Origin of the sequence: Thermomonas carbonis, from assembly GCF_014396975.1 — a bacterium.
GTDB classification, from domain to species: Bacteria; Pseudomonadota; Gammaproteobacteria; order Xanthomonadales; family Xanthomonadaceae; genus Thermomonas; species Thermomonas carbonis.
Genome location: NZ_CP060719.1, coordinates 1,676,225 through 1,693,841 on the forward strand (window position 1 = coordinate 1,676,225; position 17,617 = coordinate 1,693,841).

The 17,617-nt window shown below is 66.2% G+C and carries 14 protein-coding genes and 3 pseudogenes; 6 read left to right on the top strand and 11 right to left on the bottom strand.

Annotated features, from left to right (window positions below):
- Positions 1-40: 40 nt before the first annotated feature.
- Both H9L16_RS07685 and H9L16_RS07690 read left to right on the top strand, forming a co-directional pair.
- Positions 41-166, top strand: a pseudogene (locus H9L16_RS07685) (succinyl-CoA--3-ketoacid-CoA transferase); the annotation flags it as partial.
- A gap of 277 nt (positions 167-443) precedes the next feature.
- Positions 444-2,648 carry a reprolysin-like metallopeptidase gene (locus tag H9L16_RS07690; RefSeq protein ID WP_187553925.1) on the top strand — a complete coding sequence of 735 codons (2,205 nt, stop codon included), beginning with the start codon at positions 444-446 and terminating at the stop codon, positions 2,646-2,648.
- Positions 2,649-2,731: 83 nt separating this feature from the next.
- On the opposite strand, the pseudogene H9L16_RS07695 reads toward H9L16_RS07690, so the two are convergent.
- The 5 genes and pseudogenes from H9L16_RS07695 to H9L16_RS07715 all read right to left on the bottom strand — a co-directional run bounded on the left by H9L16_RS07695 (position 2,732) and on the right by H9L16_RS07715 (position 8,005).
- Positions 2,732-4,407, bottom strand: a pseudogene (locus tag H9L16_RS07695) (electron transfer flavoprotein-ubiquinone oxidoreductase).
- An 87-nt stretch (positions 4,408-4,494) separates the two neighbouring features.
- Positions 4,495-5,130 (bottom strand): ABC-type transport auxiliary lipoprotein family protein, encoded by a 636-nt coding sequence (locus H9L16_RS07700; protein WP_187553926.1) that lies wholly within the window; start codon positions 5,128-5,130, stop codon positions 4,495-4,497.
- Complete coding sequence (locus H9L16_RS07705) at positions 5,127-6,053, bottom strand: MlaD family protein (protein ID WP_187553927.1); 927 nt, start codon at positions 6,051-6,053, stop codon at positions 5,127-5,129. Before H9L16_RS07705 ends, H9L16_RS07700 begins: the two co-directional genes overlap by 4 nt.
- A gap of 15 nt (positions 6,054-6,068) precedes the next feature.
- Positions 6,069-6,884 (bottom strand): ABC transporter ATP-binding protein, encoded by an 816-nt coding sequence (locus H9L16_RS07710; RefSeq protein ID WP_187553928.1) that lies wholly within the window; start codon positions 6,882-6,884, stop codon positions 6,069-6,071.
- A complete protein-coding gene (locus H9L16_RS07715) occupies positions 6,884-8,005 on the bottom strand; it encodes an ABC transporter permease (RefSeq protein ID WP_187553929.1) in 1,122 nt (373 codons plus the stop codon). The genes H9L16_RS07710 and H9L16_RS07715 overlap by 1 nt, the downstream gene beginning before the upstream one ends.
- Before the next feature lie 70 nt (positions 8,006-8,075).
- Here H9L16_RS07715 and H9L16_RS07720 point away from each other — a divergent pair, with 70 nt between their 5' ends.
- Positions 8,076-9,326 (top strand): threonine/serine exporter family protein, encoded by a 1,251-nt coding sequence (locus tag H9L16_RS07720; RefSeq protein ID WP_187553930.1) that lies wholly within the window; start codon positions 8,076-8,078, stop codon positions 9,324-9,326.
- A gap of 186 nt (positions 9,327-9,512) precedes the next feature.
- Here the strand turns inward: H9L16_RS07720 and H9L16_RS07725 are convergent, their stop codons facing one another.
- From H9L16_RS07725 to H9L16_RS07740, 4 genes are all read right to left on the bottom strand, one after another.
- A complete protein-coding gene (locus H9L16_RS07725; protein ID WP_187553931.1) occupies positions 9,513-9,905 on the bottom strand; it encodes an H-NS histone family protein in 393 nt (130 codons plus the stop codon).
- Positions 9,906-10,005: 100 nt separating this feature from the next.
- Positions 10,006-11,715, bottom strand: coding sequence for a proline--tRNA ligase (locus H9L16_RS07730; RefSeq protein WP_187553932.1), 1,710 nt, complete (start codon positions 11,713-11,715; stop codon positions 10,006-10,008).
- A 136-nt stretch (positions 11,716-11,851) separates the two neighbouring features.
- Positions 11,852-12,121, bottom strand: a complete 270-nt coding sequence (locus tag H9L16_RS07735) for a DUF4124 domain-containing protein (RefSeq protein WP_187553933.1) — start codon at positions 12,119-12,121, stop codon at positions 11,852-11,854.
- Positions 12,118-12,504, bottom strand: a complete 387-nt coding sequence (locus H9L16_RS07740; protein ID WP_187553934.1) for a DUF4124 domain-containing protein — start codon at positions 12,502-12,504, stop codon at positions 12,118-12,120. Before H9L16_RS07740 ends, H9L16_RS07735 begins: the two co-directional genes overlap by 4 nt.
- Positions 12,505-12,605: 101 nt before the next feature.
- On the opposite strand from H9L16_RS07740, the gene pssA reads away from it, so the two are divergent.
- The 3 genes from pssA to rimI are packed head-to-tail and all read left to right on the top strand — an operon-like array spanning position 12,606 to position 14,136.
- Positions 12,606-13,379: a CDP-diacylglycerol--serine O-phosphatidyltransferase gene (pssA, locus tag H9L16_RS07745; RefSeq protein WP_187553935.1), complete on the top strand. Its 774-nt coding sequence runs from the start codon at positions 12,606-12,608 to the stop codon at positions 13,377-13,379.
- A complete protein-coding gene (locus H9L16_RS07750; RefSeq protein ID WP_187553936.1) occupies positions 13,376-13,630 on the top strand; it encodes a hypothetical protein in 255 nt (84 codons plus the stop codon). The genes pssA and H9L16_RS07750 overlap by 4 nt, the downstream gene beginning before the upstream one ends.
- 47 nt (positions 13,631-13,677) lie before the next feature.
- Positions 13,678-14,136, top strand: a complete 459-nt coding sequence (rimI, locus tag H9L16_RS07755; protein WP_187554104.1) for a ribosomal protein S18-alanine N-acetyltransferase — start codon at positions 13,678-13,680, stop codon at positions 14,134-14,136.
- A gap of 12 nt (positions 14,137-14,148) precedes the next feature.
- Here the strand turns inward: rimI and H9L16_RS07760 are convergent.
- Positions 14,149-17,024, bottom strand: a pseudogene (locus tag H9L16_RS07760) (valine--tRNA ligase).
- Positions 17,025-17,123: 99 nt separating this feature from the next.
- Positions 17,124-17,549 (bottom strand): DNA polymerase III subunit chi, encoded by a 426-nt coding sequence (locus tag H9L16_RS07765; protein ID WP_187553937.1) that lies wholly within the window; start codon positions 17,547-17,549, stop codon positions 17,124-17,126.
- Positions 17,550-17,617 lie beyond the last annotated feature (68 nt).

Here is a 17,617-nt window from a genome sequence, read left to right on the forward strand (position 1 = left end):
CTAGGTTGTGATCTCGCAGGCGTCCCTTGGTCGGGACGAGATTGACAGCATCATCACCGAGCTGGGTGTGTTCGATGTCACCGCCGACGGCCTGAAGCTGGTCGAACTTGCGGATGGCGTGACGCGCGAGGAAGCGATGGAGAAGACCGGGGTGCCGTTGCACTGATCGGTGCGCGGTGATGGCTGCACAGCCGACCTGTGCGTGGGGTCACACTGGATTGCCGCTTTTGCATTCCTGAACGGGCGATCCGTCGCCGGTGCAAGCGTTGCCGCGATTCAGGATTGGTAGAATCCGGCCTACAGCCGGAGCTACCTGCCGGCATCGAGAGAAACCTATGCGGCGTACCTGGAGTTTGCTTGCCTGCGTGTTGGCATTAACGGCCTGCGATAGCGGCAGAAATGCTGGCGAGATCGCACGCACGGCCGGCGGGACGAACAAGGCCTTGGCCTCCGCCACGGCGACGCTTGCAGTGAACGCCATGGTGGTGACACCCGCCGCGGGGGAGAACCGCAGGCATAAGCCGTCCATTGCCGATGCACCCGACCAGGGCACTTTGCTCGGCTATTCGCAGAACGTCCCGACCAGGCAGCAGGGTGCGCTGTCGTGGCATCCCGCGGCGATCAGCGAAGCGCATGCGCTGGCGTCGATCGCCAAGGGTGAAATGCATCTGGCTGCGCCGGATGGCGGGCAGGTTCGCCTGCGCTACTTGCGCCATACGGAGCAACTGGGCGGCAACTGGACCTGGGTGGGGCAAGTGGTGGGCGGCGACGCGCGCCAGAATGCGGTCATCACCTTCGGCCCGCAGGCGGTATTCGGCTCGATCCCGCGTGGCTCGCAACCGGCGCTGCAACTGCAGACGCGCCAAGGCATCGTCTATGTGGTGGCGGCGGACCCGTCGCGACTGCTGCCTTTCAGGAGCAACGACGACGCCCGCCTACCACCCCCGGCTGGCGGAGCGACCAGCGCCGCGCTTGGCAAGCGTGAGGCGAAGGCCGCCGCGCCGCCGCGCACCGCGATCACGGCAACGGCATCGGAAAGCACCACGGTGGATGTGGTCGTGGGCTATTCCAACGGCATGCAAGCCGAGTTGGGAAGCGAGTCGGCGGTCGTTACCCGCATGGCCTATCTGGTCGAGTACGGCAACCAGGCGATGGTCAACAGCCAGGTCACCGGGGGCATGCGCCTGGTCGGAACCGCGCAGGTGACTTACAGCGACACCACCACGAACGACAGCACTCTTGACGATGTCACCGGGAGGACGCTCGCGGCGCTTACGCCACTGCATCAGGCGCGCGATGCCTACGGTGCCGACATCCTGCTGCTGGCACGCCCGTTGCGAGCGGAGCACGAGGGTTGCGGCATCGCATGGCTGCTGGGAGGTGGCCAGACGCCGATCACTCCGTCGGACGCCAACTGGGCTTATGGCGTGATCAGCGATGGCAGTTACAGCGAAGGCAACACCACTTGGTTCTGCGGCGATTCCACCCTGGCGCATGAGGCCGGCCACCTGCTGGGATCCGTTCATGACCGCGCCAACGCGAGCGGAACTGGACGTTATCCGTACTCCTACGGCTACAACGCCAGCGGTGTCTGCGATGTCATGGCCTATTGCGATGAGCAGAACGTGGAATACCAGGTCTTTTCCAATCCGCGCATCAGCATCTGTGGCGGCAACGCCTGCGGCGTGCTGGACAGCGAAGACAATGCGCGCAGCCTGAACCAGACCATCTCGCTGGTAGCGGCGTTCCGCGCGACCGTGGTGCCGCATGCGCCCGCCTCGACGCCACGCAACGATTTCGATGGCGATGGTCGTTCCGATCTGTTCTGGCGCAACCTGGTCGATGGCCGCGACATCCTCTGGTGGGGCGCGGAGTACGCGGACCAGCGCGATGTGGGCGGGGTGGCGACACTGACGTGGAACGTGGTGGGTGCCGGTGATTTCGACGGCGATGGCAGCAGCGACCTGTTCTGGCGCAACGCCAGCAGCGGACAGAACATCGTCTGGCCATCCGCCGACAACACGCGGTTGCGTTACACGACCGCGGTGACCAACCCGGCCTGGAAAGTGGTGGGTATCGGCGATTTCAACGGCGATGAACGCGACGACATCTTCTGGCGCAACACCAGCAGCGGCGAGAACATCATCTGGTGGTCCGGCGAATACGTGGGCCTGACGCGCGAACAGACGGTCTCGACCGCGTGGCAGGTGGTCGGTATCGGCGATTTTGACGGCGACGGCGAGAGCGACGTGTTCTGGCGCAATGCCTTGACCGGCGCGAACATCGTGTGGTGGTCGGGCGACTATGCCGGCTTTGCCAGCCTGAATCCGGTGGCCAACGCGGCGTGGGAGGTGGTTGCCAGCGACGACTTCGACGGCGACGGCCGTGCCGACGTGTTCTGGCGCAACCGGAATACCGGCGAGAACATCATCTGGTGGCAAGCCGACTATGCGCAGCTCCAGCAGGAAGTCGCGATCAACACCGCATGGAAGGTGGAGGCCTCCGGCGACTACGATGGCGATGGCGAGGCGGATCTGTTCTGGCGCCATTCGACCACCGGCCAGAACGTGGTCTGGGACTCTGGCCGCTACGCGAACCGTCGCGATCTGACCGGCGTGACCAACATGGCATGGGCGGTGCAGCCCTGATCTGGCGTTGTTCCGCCATGCGAATGGCGCGCACTCGTCGCGAACGAAGAAGCCGCCCGAGAGGGCGGCTTCTTCTTGTCAGCTTACATTCCGGTGTAGTTCGGCCCACCGCCACCCTGCGGGGCGACCCAGACGATGTTCTGCGTCGGATCCTTGATGTCGCAGGTCTTGCAGTGCACGCAGTTGGCGAAGTTGATCTGCAGCCGCTCGTTACCGGCATCGCCGACGAATTCGTAGACCGCGGCCGGGCAGTAGCGCGCCTCGGGCCGGCGTACTCGCGCAGGTTCACTTCGACCGGCACCGACGCATCCTTCAGGGTCAGGTGGCTGGGCTGGTCTTCGTCGTGATGCGTGCTGGACAGGAACACCGAGCTGAGGCGATCGAAGGTCAACACGCCATCGGGCTTGGGATAGTCGATTTTCGGCTGGGTCGCCGCCGGTTCCAGGCAGGCGTGATCGGGTTTCTGCCGATGGATCGTCCACGGTGGATTGCGGATGCCGAGTTTCGGCAGCAGCCATTGCTCGATGCCGGTCATCAGGGTGGCGAAGGTGCGCCCCTTCTTGAACCACTGCTTGAAGTTCTTCGACTGCAGCAGCTCGGCATGCAGCCAGCTGTTCTCGAACGCGAGGGGGTAGGCGCCCAGTTCATCGCGCTGGCGCCCTTCGCCCATTGCGGCGAACGCGGCCTCGGCGGCGAGCATACCGGTCTTGATCGCGGCGTGGCTGCCCTTGATCCGGCTGGCGTTGAGCGTGCCGGCCTCGCAGCCGACCAGCGCGCCGCCCGGGAACACCAGCTTCGGCAGGCTCAGCAAGCCACCGGCGGTGATCGCGCGGGCACCGTAGCCGATGCGGGTGCCGCCCTCCAGGTGCTTGCGGATCGCCGGATGCGTCTTGAAACGCTGGAACTCGTTGAACGGGCTCAGCCACGGATTCTTGTAGTCCAGCCCGACCACGAAACCGACGGTGATCTTGCCGTCGTCCGCGTGATACAGGAACGAGCCGCCGTAAGTGTCGCCGTCCAGCGGCCAGCCTGCGGTGTGCACGACCAGGCCGGGCTGGTGCTTCGCTGGATCGGCCTGCCACAGTTCCTTGATGCCGATGCCGTAGCTCTGCGGATCCTTGCCGGCGTCCAGCTTGTACTTCGCGATCAGCTGGCGGCCGAGTTGCCCGCGCGAGCCTTCGGCGAAAATCGTGTACTTGGCGTGCAGTTCCATGCCGCGCTGGTACTGGTCGGTCGGTTGGCCGTCCTTGCCGATGCCCATGTCGCCGGTGGCGACGCCCATCACCGCGCCGGCCTCGTCGTACAGCACTTCGGCGGCGGCGAAGCCGGCGAAAATTTCAACGCCCGCGGCTTCCGCCTGCTGCGCCAGCCAGCGCACCACTGCGCCCAGGCTGACGATGTAGTTGCCCGCGTTGTGGAAGCAGTCCGGCAGCAGCCAGTGCGGCGTGGCCTTGGCACCGGTTTCGTCCAGGAACAGGAATTCGTCCTCGGTCACCGCCTGTTTCAGCGGTGCGCCGCGTTCCTTCCAATCCGGGAACAGTTCGGTCAGCGCCTTCGGGTCCATGATCGCGCCGGACAGGATGTGCGCGCCGGCTTCGGAGCCTTTTTCGAGGACGCAGACCGAGACCTCGCGGCCGGCTTCCGCGGCCAGTTGCTTCAGCCGGATCGCCGTGGCCAACCCGCCCGGGCCGGCCCCCACGACAACGATGTCGTACTCCATCGACTCGCGCGCGATGGTGTCCTGCTCCGGTTGGCTCATCTGGCTCTCCTCTGGCTGCCGGCGATTTTCCCGGCTTCGCCTAGAGCGGGCAATCCAGGGAATCCGGAACTCTCGTCGCGCTGGATATCAACGATGCGGTTGCCGCTGGTGTTCGTTGCCGGTGCTCAGGGTCCAGCCCGCGACCTCGCGGGACAGCGTGCCCAGTGCCTGGCCGAAGGCATCGGCGACCAGCGCCACTTCGGTACCGCCGACGGGTTGAGCCTGACGGAATGTGCGGCTGCCGGCCACCGACTGGTCGGGGACGTGCAGCAGCTTCGCGTTGACCTCGATCACCGCAGTGGGTGCGCTGCCGGCGTCGTCGTAGCGGGCCTCGAAATGGCGGATGTCCATCACCAGCCGGTATTCCGCGCCGATGCCGCTTCCCTGGCGAGCGACGGACGGGATCTTGCCGCTGTCCTCGAGCATCCGCAGCACGGTTTCTTCCAGCATTTCCGGCGGCGTGCGCGCCCACATCGCGCCCTTGTAGACCTGCAGCTCGCCCGGCACCGGACTGACCGCGATGCGGGTGCCGTCGAGGATGCGTGCCGAGGTCGGGCGCACGGTGCCAAGTGCCCAGGTCGCCGACGGCCACGCCGGATCGGCGGTGGTCGCCAGATCCGGGGCAAAGATCGACGGCGTTTCCTTGGGACCGAGCAGGCTGCTGCAACCGGCAAGCGTGGCCAGCAGGGCGGCGGCGATCAGGGTGCGGGGCAGGCGGCTCATTTGGGTTCGAATTCCTTTGGCGCGTCGCGGCCCAGGATGTAGCTGGCGGGCCGGTCTTCCAGGCGGTCGGAGAGGTTGCGCAGGTCGCGGATCAGGCGGCGCAGTTCGGCCAGGGTCGGGCCGAGCTGGGCCAGGCCATCGTTGGCGAAGCTGTTCACCGCCGGGCGGTTCTCGGCAATCAGTGCATCGGCGTTGCCGGCTGCGGAATCGAGCTTCGCCACCGTCGAATCGATCCGATCCATCAGCGCGGGCAGGCGATCGATGAGGTTGCGGTCGACGCCGTCGATGACGCCGTTGGCCTTGCCGACGGTGAGCTTGAGGCCGTCTGTGACTTCGCGCGCGTTGATGATCAGCGCGGCGATGTCTTCCTTCTGCCCGGCGATGCTGCCGGTGGCCTGTTCAAGATTGTCGAGGGTGGCCGAGATGCGGCGGATGTTCTCTTCGCTGAGCAAGTGATCCATCCGCGCGACCAGCCGGTTGGCGGTGTCGGCGATGTTCTGCAACGCGGACGGCTCGGTGCGGATGATCGGGATGTCGCCGTTGTCGTTGGGTTCCAGCAGCGCGGCCTGCGGACTACCACCGCTGAGCTGGATGAACGGCACGCCGGTGATGCCCTGCTGCGAGAGCTTGGCGCGGGTATCGACCTTGACCGGCGCGTCCGCCTTCAGCTTGAGCAGGGCGATCACCTTGCGCGCGTCATCGGGAGCCAGGCTGAGCTTGTCGACCGTACCCACCGAGATGCCGTTGTACTGCACGCTGCCGCCTTCGGTCAGGCCGGTCACGGCCTCGGTGAAGACCACCTGGTATTCGCGCCAGTTGCGGTCGGACGAGAATTTCGCCGCCCACAGCGCGAACAGCAGCAGGAAGATGCTGGCAAGCAGGGTGAAGCCACCGATGAGCACGTAATTGGCGCGGGTTTCCATGGTTCCTTCCTGTTGCTAGCGGGCCTCGCGCGCGGCACGCCCGCGCGGCCCGTTGAAATATTCCTGCACCCACGGATGATCGAGCTGCTCGAGCTCCGTCACCGGAGCCGCCGCCAGCAACTTGCGATCCGCCAGCACCGCGACCCGGTCGCAGATAGCGTATAGCGTGTCGAGGTCGTGTGTGATGAGGAACACGGTCAGCCCCAGCGCCTGCTGCAGCGTGCGGATCAGGTCGTCGAACGCCGCCGCGCCGATCGGGTCCAGGCCGGCGGTGGGCTCGTCCAGGAACAGCAGCGGCGGATCCAGCGCCAGCGCCCGCGCCAGCCCGGCGCGCTTGCGCATGCCGCCGGAGAGTTGCGAGGGCAGCTTGTCGAGTGCGTCGGCAGGCAGGCCTGCCAGCTTGATCTTCAGCAGCGCCAGTTCGTAGCGCAGCGAGTCCGGCAGGTCGGGGTAGTACTCCTTGAGCGGCACCTGCACGTTCTCGCCGACGGTCAACGACGAGAACAGCGCGCCGTCCTGGAACAGCACGCCGGTATTGCGTTCGATGTGGCGGCGGTTCACCGGGTCGTCCGACAGTGCATCCACGCCGAGCACGTCGATGGTGCCGGCCTGCGGCGTGCGCAGGCCAAGGATCGCGCGCATCAGCACCGACTTGCCGGTGCCGGAACCGCCGACCACGCCGAGGATCTCGCCGCGGCGGACGTCCAGGTCCACGCCGTCGTGCACCACTTGTTCGTCGAAGCGGTTGACCAGCCCGCGCACGCGGATCAGCGGTGCGTTGCCGACGACCACGCCGTCCAGGGTGCGCTCGTTGGCTGTGTCGGTCGCCATCAGTAATCCATCTGCATGAACCACAGCGCGGCGAACGCGTCGATGATGATCACCATCGAGATCGACTGGACCACGCTGGAGGTGGTGCGCTCGCCCAGCGACTGCGCGGTGCCCTGTACCTGCAGGCCTTCCAGGCAGCCGATCAGGGCGATGATCAACGCGAAGATCGGGGCCTTGACCATGCCCACCACGAAATGGCTCATCTGCATCATTTCGTGCATGCGTGCGACGTAGGCCACCACCGGGATGTCCAGGTTCAACGCGCCGACCGCCATGCCGCCCAGCAAGCCGGCGACCATCGCGATGAAGGTCAGCAGCGGCAGCATCACCAGCAGGGCGAGCACGCGCGGAATCACCAGCAGGTCGATCGGATCCAGGCCGAGCACGCGGATCGCGTCGACTTCCTCGCGGTTGACCATCATGCCGATTTGCGCGGTGAACGCGCTGGCAGTGCGGCCGGCCAGCAGGATCGCGGTCAGCAGCACGCCGAACTCGCGCAGGAAGGCGGCATTGACCAGCTCCACCACGAAGATGGTGGCACCGAAATCGCGCAGCACCATCGCGCCCAGAAACGCGATCACCGCGCCGACCATGAACGACAGCAGGGCCACCAGCGGCGCGGCATCCAGGCCGACCTGCTCCATGTGGTGGACGGTGGCGGTGAGGCGGAAGCGACTCGGCTGCTTGAACAGGCGCAGCAGCTTGATCAGGACTTCGCCAAGGAAGGCGATCAGCGCCATCACTTCGCGGTAGTTGTCGACCACCGCGAAGCCGAGCCGGCCCAATGCGGCCTTGAAGCCAGTATCGCGCTTGCGCTTGGGGCGTTCGTCGTGGACATCCTCGATTGCCGCCACCAGCGGCTGCTGGTCGTCGCGGAAATGGAAACCCTGGAAGTCCAAGCCGCGGCGTTCGGCGAAACGCAGCAGTTGCAGTACGCCGAGCGTATCCAGGCGCTCGCAACCGCCGGCATCGACCTGGCTGGCGCCTTCCGGAGCGGCGCGCAAGGCGTCGCCGAGTTCATTGGCGTAGCGCAGGGTCCACCGGCCTTGCAGGCGCAGGATGCCGGGTTCCCCCGGATCGACGGTCGCGGTGGGTGGGTGGTGGTTGGGGCCTTTGCTCATGCGCCGGGCAAGCTTACGCAAAGCAGCGCGCATGGTGTGAAAGGGATTTGCCGCGTGCGATCCTTGCCGGATGCATGCGCGCAATGCCCTGACCGAGGCCGGTTACACCGAACGCATCGCCTTCGTGGTCGATGTGGCGCAGCACCTGCATGCCTACGGCACCACCGCGCAGCGGCTGGAAGGTGCGATCCAGTCGGTCTCCCGCAGGCTGTCGCTGGAGTGCGAACCCTGGGCCAACCCGACCGGCTTGATCCTGGCCTTCAGCGATCCCGCGCGGCCGGCGGGAGAGTCCGACACCACCCGGGTGATCCGCTTGGGCCTGGGCGACACCGACCTCTACAAACTCTGCGAAGCCGACCGCATCGCCGAAGAGGTGATGGCCGGGCACCTGGATATCCCGGCAGGCCGCGCAGCCTTGCGCGCGCTGGACCGGCCGACCAGCTGGCGCGGCAAGGCGATGCAGGTGCTGGGCTTCGCGCTGGCATCGGCGGCAGTGGCCGGGCTGCTGCGGCTGCCGTGGCTCGACATCGGCACAGCCGGTGCGATTGGCCTGTTGATCGGCCTGCTCGACATCGCCGCGCAGCGGCGCCCGCGCCTGTCCGAGGCGTTCGAAGCGATCGCCGGATTGCTCGCCGGCGGCGTGGCGATCGCGGTGTCGGCGCTGGTGGCGCCACTCAACCTCAATACCGTGATCATCGCCTCGCTGATCGTGCTGCTGCCCGGCATGGCGCTGACCAATGCGATGAACGAATTGACCAGCCGCCAGCTGGTATCGGGCACCGCGCGTTTTGCCGGGGCCATCACCACCATCCTGAAACTCACCATCGGCACCGCGATCGCGCTGGGCATCGCCGAGTTCGCCGGGTTCCAGCCGGATGTGCGCGCGCTGCGCCCACAGCCGGAATGGGTGGTGTGGTGCGCATTGCTGCTCGGTGCGTATGCCTTCGCGGTGCTGTTCCGGGCGCATCGCCGCGACTATCCGCTGGTGATGGCGTCGGCGATCGCGGGTTACCTGATCTCCCGCTTCGGCGGCGAATGGTTCGGTGCGCAGGCCGGCCTGTTCTTTTCGGCGCTGATCACTACCGCTGCCGGCAATGTTTATGCGCGCTGGCGCAACCGCCCGGGCGCGCTGGTGCGTTTGCCTGGCTTGATCATGCTGGTGCCGGGCAGCATCGCCCTGCGCGGGGTCATCACCCTGGTGCAGGCACAGGACATCGGTGCCGGCCAGGACGCGGCGATGCTGGCGCTCAATACCCTGATGGCCCTGCTGGCGGGATTGCTGTTCGGCAACTTGCTGGTGTCCGCGCGCCGGAATCTTTGACCAGGATTGCCTCGCTCGCTGTCGGATTCGCGATGAGATGCGGCGACGGGCCGGGTGGCCCGCGACAGCGCATTCAGAGCGCCGAGCAGGCTACCTGGCCCATCCCGGTAACTGGCCAAACTCGCACTGATCCCGAAACAAAAACGCCGGCGAATGCCGGCGCTTTCAGAAGCACGACTGATCGATTTACTTGATCAGGAAGTCTTCGAGCTTCTTGCCCTTGGCGGTTTCCGCGGCCAGCCAGCGCGGCTGCTTGCCGCGGCCGGTCCAGGTGTCCTTGGCATTGGCCGGGTTGCGATACTTCGGCGCGACCTTGCCCAGGCTGCGGCCCTTGGTCGACTTGCGAGCCTTCGGCGCGGTGGCAGGTGCGGCGGTAGCGGCTGCAGCGGCCGGCTTCACGGCGACGGACTTTCCGTAAAGTTCGTCGAAGGTCCAGCCGGTGCTCTTGAGGAACTTGGCGACCGCGGCCTTCACCTGGGCGGCGGGCTTGCGCTTGGCCAGCACTTTCTTGCGCTTGTTGGCCTCGGCGATCAGGTCGGCCAGTTCCTTGGTGCTGAGGTTGCTGATATTGACGCTCATTTTTGCGGGTTTCCTCGGTGGAAAATGCGGAATCCGGTTGCCGGACCCCGCATATTAACTTCCCGGATTAACTTTCGCCAATATCGGCCCACGCGACGATTCAGCCGCGGAGTTTCCCGAGCAGGGTTTCATGGTCGAGGTTTTCCGATTCCGTCGCATCGCGCGCGCGATATTCGAAGGTGCCTGCTTCCAGTCCGCGACCGGACACGACGACACGATGCGGGATGCCGATCAGTTCGATATCGGCGAACATCGAGCCCGGGCGCAGGCCGCGGTCGTCGAGCACGGCATCGAAACCGGCCGCCTTCAATTCGGCATACAGCGCTTCCGCGGCGTCGCTGACGGCCGAGTCGTTCTTCGGATTGATCACGCACACCGCGACATTCCACGGTGCCATCGCCGCCGGCCAGCGGATGCCGTTGGCGTCGTGGTTCTGCTCGATCGCCGCGGCCACGATGCGCGACACGCCGATGCCGTAGCAGCCCATCGCCGGATTGACCGCCTTGCCGTTGGCATCCAGCACCGTGCACTTCATCGCTTCGGAATACTTGCGGCCCAGCGCGAACACGTGGCCGACCTCGATCCCGCGGGCCAGCCCGAGCACGCCCTTGCCGTCCGGCGAGGCATCGCCGGCCACCACGTTGCGGATGTCGGCGGTTTCCGGCTCCGGCAGGTCGCGGCCCCAGTTCACCCCGGCGATGTGGAACCCCGGTTTGTTGGCCCCGACCACGAAGTCGGCGAGGGCGGCCACGCTGCGGTCGGCGATCACGCGGATCGGTTTCTTCGCATCCAACGGGCCGAGAAAGCCGGGCTCGCTGCCTAGGTAGTCCGCGATTTCGGCTTCAGTCGCCAGACGGTAATCCGCCATACCGGGCAGCTTGGCCAGCTTGATCTCGTTGACCATGTGGTCGCCGCGCACCAGCGCGAGCACGAACTGTTCCTTGCCGTCCGCATCGCTGCCGATGATCGCCACCGACTTCGCGGTGCGCTGCAGCGGGATGCCCATCAGCGCGGCCACGTCCTCGCAGGTCTTCTGCGTGGGCGTGTCGATGTCGCGCAGCGATTCCGACGCGGCCACGCGCCCGCCCGGCGACACCGCTTCGGCCAGTTCGACATTCGCCGCGTAATCGGAAGTTTCCGAGAACGCGAGTGCGTCCTCGCCGGAATCGGCCAGCACGTGGAACTCGTGCGAGGCACTGCCGCCGATCGCGCCGGTATCGGCGAACACCGCGCGGAACTTCAGCCCGAGGCGGGTGAAGATGCGCGAATAGGTGTCGTACATGTTGCGGTATTCGGCGGCGAGCGAGTCGTCGTCGATGTGGAAGGAGTACGCATCCTTCATCACGAATTCGCGCGCGCGCATCACCCCGAAGCGCGGGCGGATCTCATCGCGGAACTTGGTGGTGACCTGGTAGAAGTTGACCGGCAGCTGCTTGTAGCTGGCCAGTTCGTTGCGGGCGAAGTCGGTGACCGCTTCCTCCGCGGTCGGGGTGAAGCAGAAGTCCTGCTCCTTGCGGTCGCGGATCTTCAGCAGCTGCGGGCCGAACTTGGCCCAGCGACCGGTTTCCTCCCACAGCTCCTTCGGCTGGATCGACGGCATCGCCATCTCGATCGCGCCGGCGCGGTTCATTTCCTCGCGGACCACGGCCTCGACCTTGCGCATCACCCGCAGGCCCAGCGGCGACCAGGTGTACAGGCCGGCGGCAAGCTTGCGGATCATGCCGGCCTTGAGCATCAGCTTGTGGCTGATGACTTCGGCGTCGGCGGGGGTTTCCTTTTCGGTGCGGAGATGGAACTGCGAGAGACGCATGGGGGGATTCGCGAGCGGAAAGTCCGCATTTTGCCATGACGGCAGATTTCCCCGGCTGCGGCCGGTGCCGGCACCGGCCGGTACTCGCTACGCGGCTCGAAATGCCGCTGCGCGAACACCGGCCGAACCCGCCACCTCAGTCCCGGTCGCCCTTGATCTCGATGCCTTCCTGCGGCGTCCGGCTGATCCGCTCGTATTTGCGGCCGGCCGGCGGTTCATCGGTGATCTGCAGGTTGCCGGCATCGTCGCGCCAGCGGTACAGCGAGTCCGCGCGCTCGGCCTGCTTCGCCGCCACTTCCGCCGCGACAGCGCGTTCGCGTTCGCGACGCGGCATTTCCTGCGTGTACCACCACCAGGCGGCCACGCCCAAGGCGATGGCCAGCACCAGCATGCCCAGCTGCTTCACGGTTTGGCGGCGGGGCAATAGGCCTTGATCGCAGCCTGGTTCAATTCGATCTGCGAGGCGCGCTCGTCGCTGCTGAGGTTGCGGTCCGACTTGCCATCGCCATTGGTATCGACGCCGACGGCCTGGTTGGTCTGCAATCGCGTGAGGTTGCTGCGCGAGTTGGCGCACTGCTCGTTTTCGACAGGTTTGACCGTGGCGATTTCGGGCGTGTTGCCTTTGTTGTCGATGTCGCGGCTCTTGTGCGCCTGCGTCGGCGGCAGGTCGGCGTAGTGGGTCACGCCCTTGGCGTCCTTCCACTGGTACACGCGTTGCTGCTGGGCCAGGGTGGGCGCGGCCGCCAGCAACAGGGCAAGCGCGGCGGCGACGGTGCGGGTGGCGTGCATGGCGTACTCCAGGGGGATCCCGCGCCGATTGCAGCACCGCAACGTGGCCACCGCAAGTCCGGCGGCTTCGGCGCGGGCAGGATAGGCCCTACACTGGCCCGATGGATCCGAACCACAACGCCACCCCGCCACGCCCGCGCGGCCGCGGCATCTACCTGCTGCCCAACCTGCTGACCACCGGCGGTCTGTTCGGCGGCTTCTTCGCGATCATCGCGGCCTCGCAGGGGCGCTTCGAGACCGCCTGCATCGCGATCTTCGTGGCCGCGGTGCTGGACGGGCTGGATGGCCGGGTCGCGCGCCTGACCAACACCCAGAGCGAATTCGGCGTGCAGTACGACTCGCTGGCCGACCTGGTCAGCTTCGGCATGGCCCCGGCGCTCGTGATGTACCACTGGGCGCTGGTGGGCATGAAGCTGGACGGCGTGACTGCCGGCAAGCTGGGCTGGCTGGGCGCGTTCCTGTATGCGGCCTGCGCCGCGCTGCGGCTGGCGCGCTTCAACAGCCAGGTGGGCCAGGTCGACAAGCGCTGGTTCATCGGCCTGGCCAGCCCGGCGGCGGCCGGATTGATGGCCAGCTTCGTCTGGACCTGCACCGTGTTCGGCTGGACCGGCGAAGAATTGCGTTACGTCGCGTTGGGATTGACCGTCTGCGCCGGCCTGCTGATGGTCAGCCGGCTCCGCTACAACAGCTTCAAGGGCAGCGGCACCGGACCGAAATCGGACCGGGTGCCGTTCTTCGCCTTGCTGATCGTGGTGGTGGTGCTGATCGCACTGTGGATCGAGCCGCCGGTGACCTTGCTGGTGACCGCCACGTTGTATGCCGTGTCCGGGCCGGCGATGTGGTTCCGTCGGCGTCGGCTGGACGCCGCTGCGTGAGTTGGGATCCGTTCCAGCGCGCGGTCCTCGCCGAACTTGGGCATGTGGTCTACCGGCCGCCGGTCGCGGCGCAGGGCGTACAGGTGGATGATGCGGTGCTGGCGCGGTTGGCGCGCGCGGCAGGCTTGGAGCCGGAGGATTTCAGCCTGCAGTTCGGCGACCTCACGCCGCTGGCGAAGTTGCAGGGCGATGCCCGTGCCAAGCGCGCGCTGTGGCCGCGCCTGCGGGCGATGCGGCGGGGAATGGCGTGAACGCGCAGCGCGCGGACGCGGTGGCGGCCGTGCCGCACCTGCGGCCGATGCGCGAGGCCGACCTCGACGAGATCATGCGCATCGAGCTGCGCGCCTACCCGTTCCCGTGGACCCGCGGGATCTTTCGCGACTGCATGCACGCCGGTTATCCGATGTGGGTGCAGGAGCGCGACGGCGAGATCGTCGGCTACGGCGTGCTCAGCATCGGCGTGGAGGAAGCGCACGTGCTCAACCTGTGCACCGCGCCCGGCAGCGAAGGCCAGGGCCTGGGCCGGCGCATGCTGCAGGCCTTGCTGCGGGTTGCGCGCGGTTTCGGCTCGCAACGCGTGTTCCTGGAAGTGCGCCCGTCCAACCCGCGCGCGATCGCGCTGTACGACGCCAGTGGCTTCAACGAGATCGGTCGCCGCCCGCGCTATTACCCCGCCGCCAACAACGGCCGCGAGGACGCGATCGTCATGGCGATGGAGTTGTTGTCGGACGACATCACGAAGATGCCGCCGCTGTAGAAATAGGCCGGATCAACCAAGCCGCTCGCGCTGCGCAGTCAGCGCCTCCAGCTTCGCGCTCCAGTCGACCAGTCGCGCGCGTTCCTGCTCCACCACCGCGGCCGGCACGTTGCCGCCGAACTTGGCCAGCTTGGCCTCGCTCTTGTCCTTCTCGGACGCGACACGCGCGAGTTCCTTGTCCAGGCGCACGCGCTCGGCGTCCAGGTCGACCAGGCCTTCCAGCGGCACGAATAGTTGCAGCTCGCCGACCACAGCAGGTGCTGCAGCCGGCGGATCGCCCGCCAGCGTGTCGATGCGCTCCAGCTTGCACAGGAAGCGCAGTTGCGCGTCGAAGCGCTCGATGCGCGCGGCATCGTCGGCGTTGCCGCCGCGCACCAGCAGCGAGACCTGCTTGGCCGGCGAGACGCCAAGTTGGCTGCGGATGCTGCGAAGCGCGGTGATGACGGCCTTCAGCCATTCGATATCGGCGTTCGCTTCCTGATTGATCAGGTGAGTTTCCGCATCAGGATAGGCTTGCGTCATGACACTCTGGCCATCGATGCCGAGTTGCGGCGCGATCTGGCGCCAAAGTTCCTCGGTCACGAAGGGAGCAATCGGATGCAGCAGTCGCAGCGCGGATTCAAGCACCTGCAAGGCGGTCTGCGCGGTGCTGTCCTTGTGCCCGATGGAGTCGCCTTGGAAATATGGTTTCGAAAGCTCGATGAACCAGTCGCAGTATTCGTTCCAGAGGAATTCGTACACGCACTGCGCAGCAAGATCGAAACGATAGTTCGCGAAATGCGAATGAACGTCCGCAATGGCTTCCTGAAGGCGACCGACAATCCATTGATTGATGACGAGTCCGGCTGTTGAAAAACGCCGCTCCGCATGCAGCCACTTCCGCTCATCGGCCGGAATGGACTCGATGTTCATCAAGACAAACCGCGTCGCGTTCCACAACTTGTTGCAGAAATTCTTGTATCCCTCCGCGCGCTGCAGGTCGAACTTGATGTCGCGGCCGGGGCCGGCCAGTGCGGCCATGGTGAAGCGCAACGCGTCGGCGCCGAACGCGGGGATGCCGTCCGGGAATTCCTTGCGCGTGGCCTTCTCGATCTTCGGCGCATCGGTGGGCTTCATCAGGCCGGTGGTGCGCTTGGCGACCAGCGCATCGATGCTGATGCCGTCGATGATGTCGAGCGGGTCGAGGATGTTGCCCTTCGACTTCGACATCTTCTGGCCGTCCTTGTCGCGGACCAGGCCGGTGATGTAGACGTCGCGGAACGGCACGCGATCGACCAGCTGGTCGGTCATCATGATCATCCGTGCCACCCAGAAGAAGATGATGTCGAAGCCGGTGACCAGCACGGAGGTCGGCAGCGCGACGTCGAAGCCGAGTTCGCCCATTCGATCTTCGTTCGGCCAGCCTTGAGTGCTGAAGGGGAACATCGCCGAGGAGAACCAGGTCTCCAGCACATCGGGATCCTGGCGCAGCGCTGCATCGCCAAGGCCGTGCGTTGCGCGCACTTCGTCTTCGTTGCGACCCACGTAAATCTTGCCGGCGTCATCGAACCACGCCGGGATGCGGTGGCCCCACCAGAGCTGGCGGCTGATCGTCCAGTCCTGGATGTTCTCCAGCCAGTGGCGGTAGGTATTGATCCAGTTCGGCGGCACGAACTTCACTTCGCCCGATTCGACGAGTTCGAGGCCACGCTTGGCCAGCGTGTCCATCTTCACGAACCACTGGTCGGTCAGGAACGGCTCGATCACCTGGCCGCTGCGGTCGCCGCGCGGCACCTGCAGGCGGTGCGGCTTGATCTCCATCAGCAGGCCGGCAGCGTCGAGGTCGGCGACGATCCGCTTGCGCGCGTCGAAGCGATCCAGTCCGCGATACGCGGCGGCAATGTCATCGCGCGAGTCGATGATCTTCGCCTCGTCGGTGAAGATATTGATCATCGGCAACGCATGCCGTTGGCCCACCGCGTAGTCGTTGAAATCATGCGCAGGCGTGACCTTGACCACGCCGGTGCCGAAGGCCTTGTCGACGTAGTCGTCGGTGATCACCGGGATGCGGCGACCGGTCAGCGGAAGCTCCACGAACTTGCCGTGCAACGCGAGGTAACGCGCGTCTTCCGGGTGCACCATCGCCGCGGTATCGCCGAGCATGGTTTCCGGGCGCGTGGTGGCGACCACCAGGTAGTCGCGGGTTTCGCGCAGGGTCTCGACGCCGTCGGCGTCGTGTTCCACGTGCTCGTAGGTCACGCCGTCGGCCAGCGGATAGCGGATCGACCACATGTGGCCGTTCTCTTCCTCGCTGGCGACTTCCAGGTCGGAGATCGCGGTCTTCAGCACCGGGTCCCAGTTGACCAAACGCTGGCCGCGATAGATCAGGGGTCGGGATTGCCGTCCTTGTCCTTGTTTTCGTAGAGGCGCACGAAGGCTTCGACGATCGCGTCGCTGGCCATCGGATCCATGGTGAACACGCTGCGCGACCAGTCGCCGGACGCGCCGAGGCGGCGCATCTGCCGCTCGATGGTGTCGCCGGACTGCTGCTTCCACTCCCACACTTTCTCGATGAACGCATCGCGGCCCAACGAATCGCGGGTTTCGCCTTGCCCCGCGATGGCAAGGTTGCGCGACACCACCATTTCGGTGGCGATGCCGGCATGGTCGGTGCCCATCTGCCACAACGTGCGGTAGCCGCGCATGCGGTGGTAGCGGATCAGCGCGTCCTGCAGGGTGTGCTGGAACGCGTGGCCCATGTGCAACGTGCCGGTGACGTTCGGCGGCGGCAGCAGGATGGTGTAAGCGGGGCCGTCGCCCTGCGGCGCGAACGCACCGCTGGTTTCCCACTCTGCGTACAGGCGGGATTCGAAGGATTTGGGTTCGTAGCCGGAGGCGAGGGTGGTCATGGGAGGCCGTCTGGAGCGCGGGGTGCGGTTGTGGGAGGGGCTACAGCCCCGAGCTCTTGGAGTCGCGGCTGAAGCCGCTCCCACAAGGGCAAACGCAAATCACATGTCGTGCTTGTTCACGTCGAACCCGAGCGACTGGTAATGCTTCCAGCGCTCGCGCAGCGGGCCGCGCGCGGACGGATCCGCGGGCACCACTTCCAGCACGCGCTCGAAGCTACCGGTCGGCGCGGCGTCGCGCAGGTTGAGCAGCATCGGCCGGGCGGGGATGTCCATGTCCGGGGTGGCGATCAGGATCGGGGTGTCGTCGTCGCCTTCGTCCATGCCGGCGATCTGGTGCGGCAGGTACTCGTCGGGATCGAACGACCACATCAGGTCATCGATCGCCTCCGCCTGCGCGGCGTCGCGCGCGAGCACCAGGATCGACAGGTTGGCCGCGTAGCCTCGCTTCGCCAGCTCGCACACGAGCAGCAGCGGCTGCTCGCGGAAGCGGGGCTTGTCGATCAGGTAGAAGTCGGCGCGCGGCATCTCAAGCGCCCTCGCTCGTGCATGCGGCGTTGCGCATCCGCGCGCCGATCCTCATTGACCAACCAGTC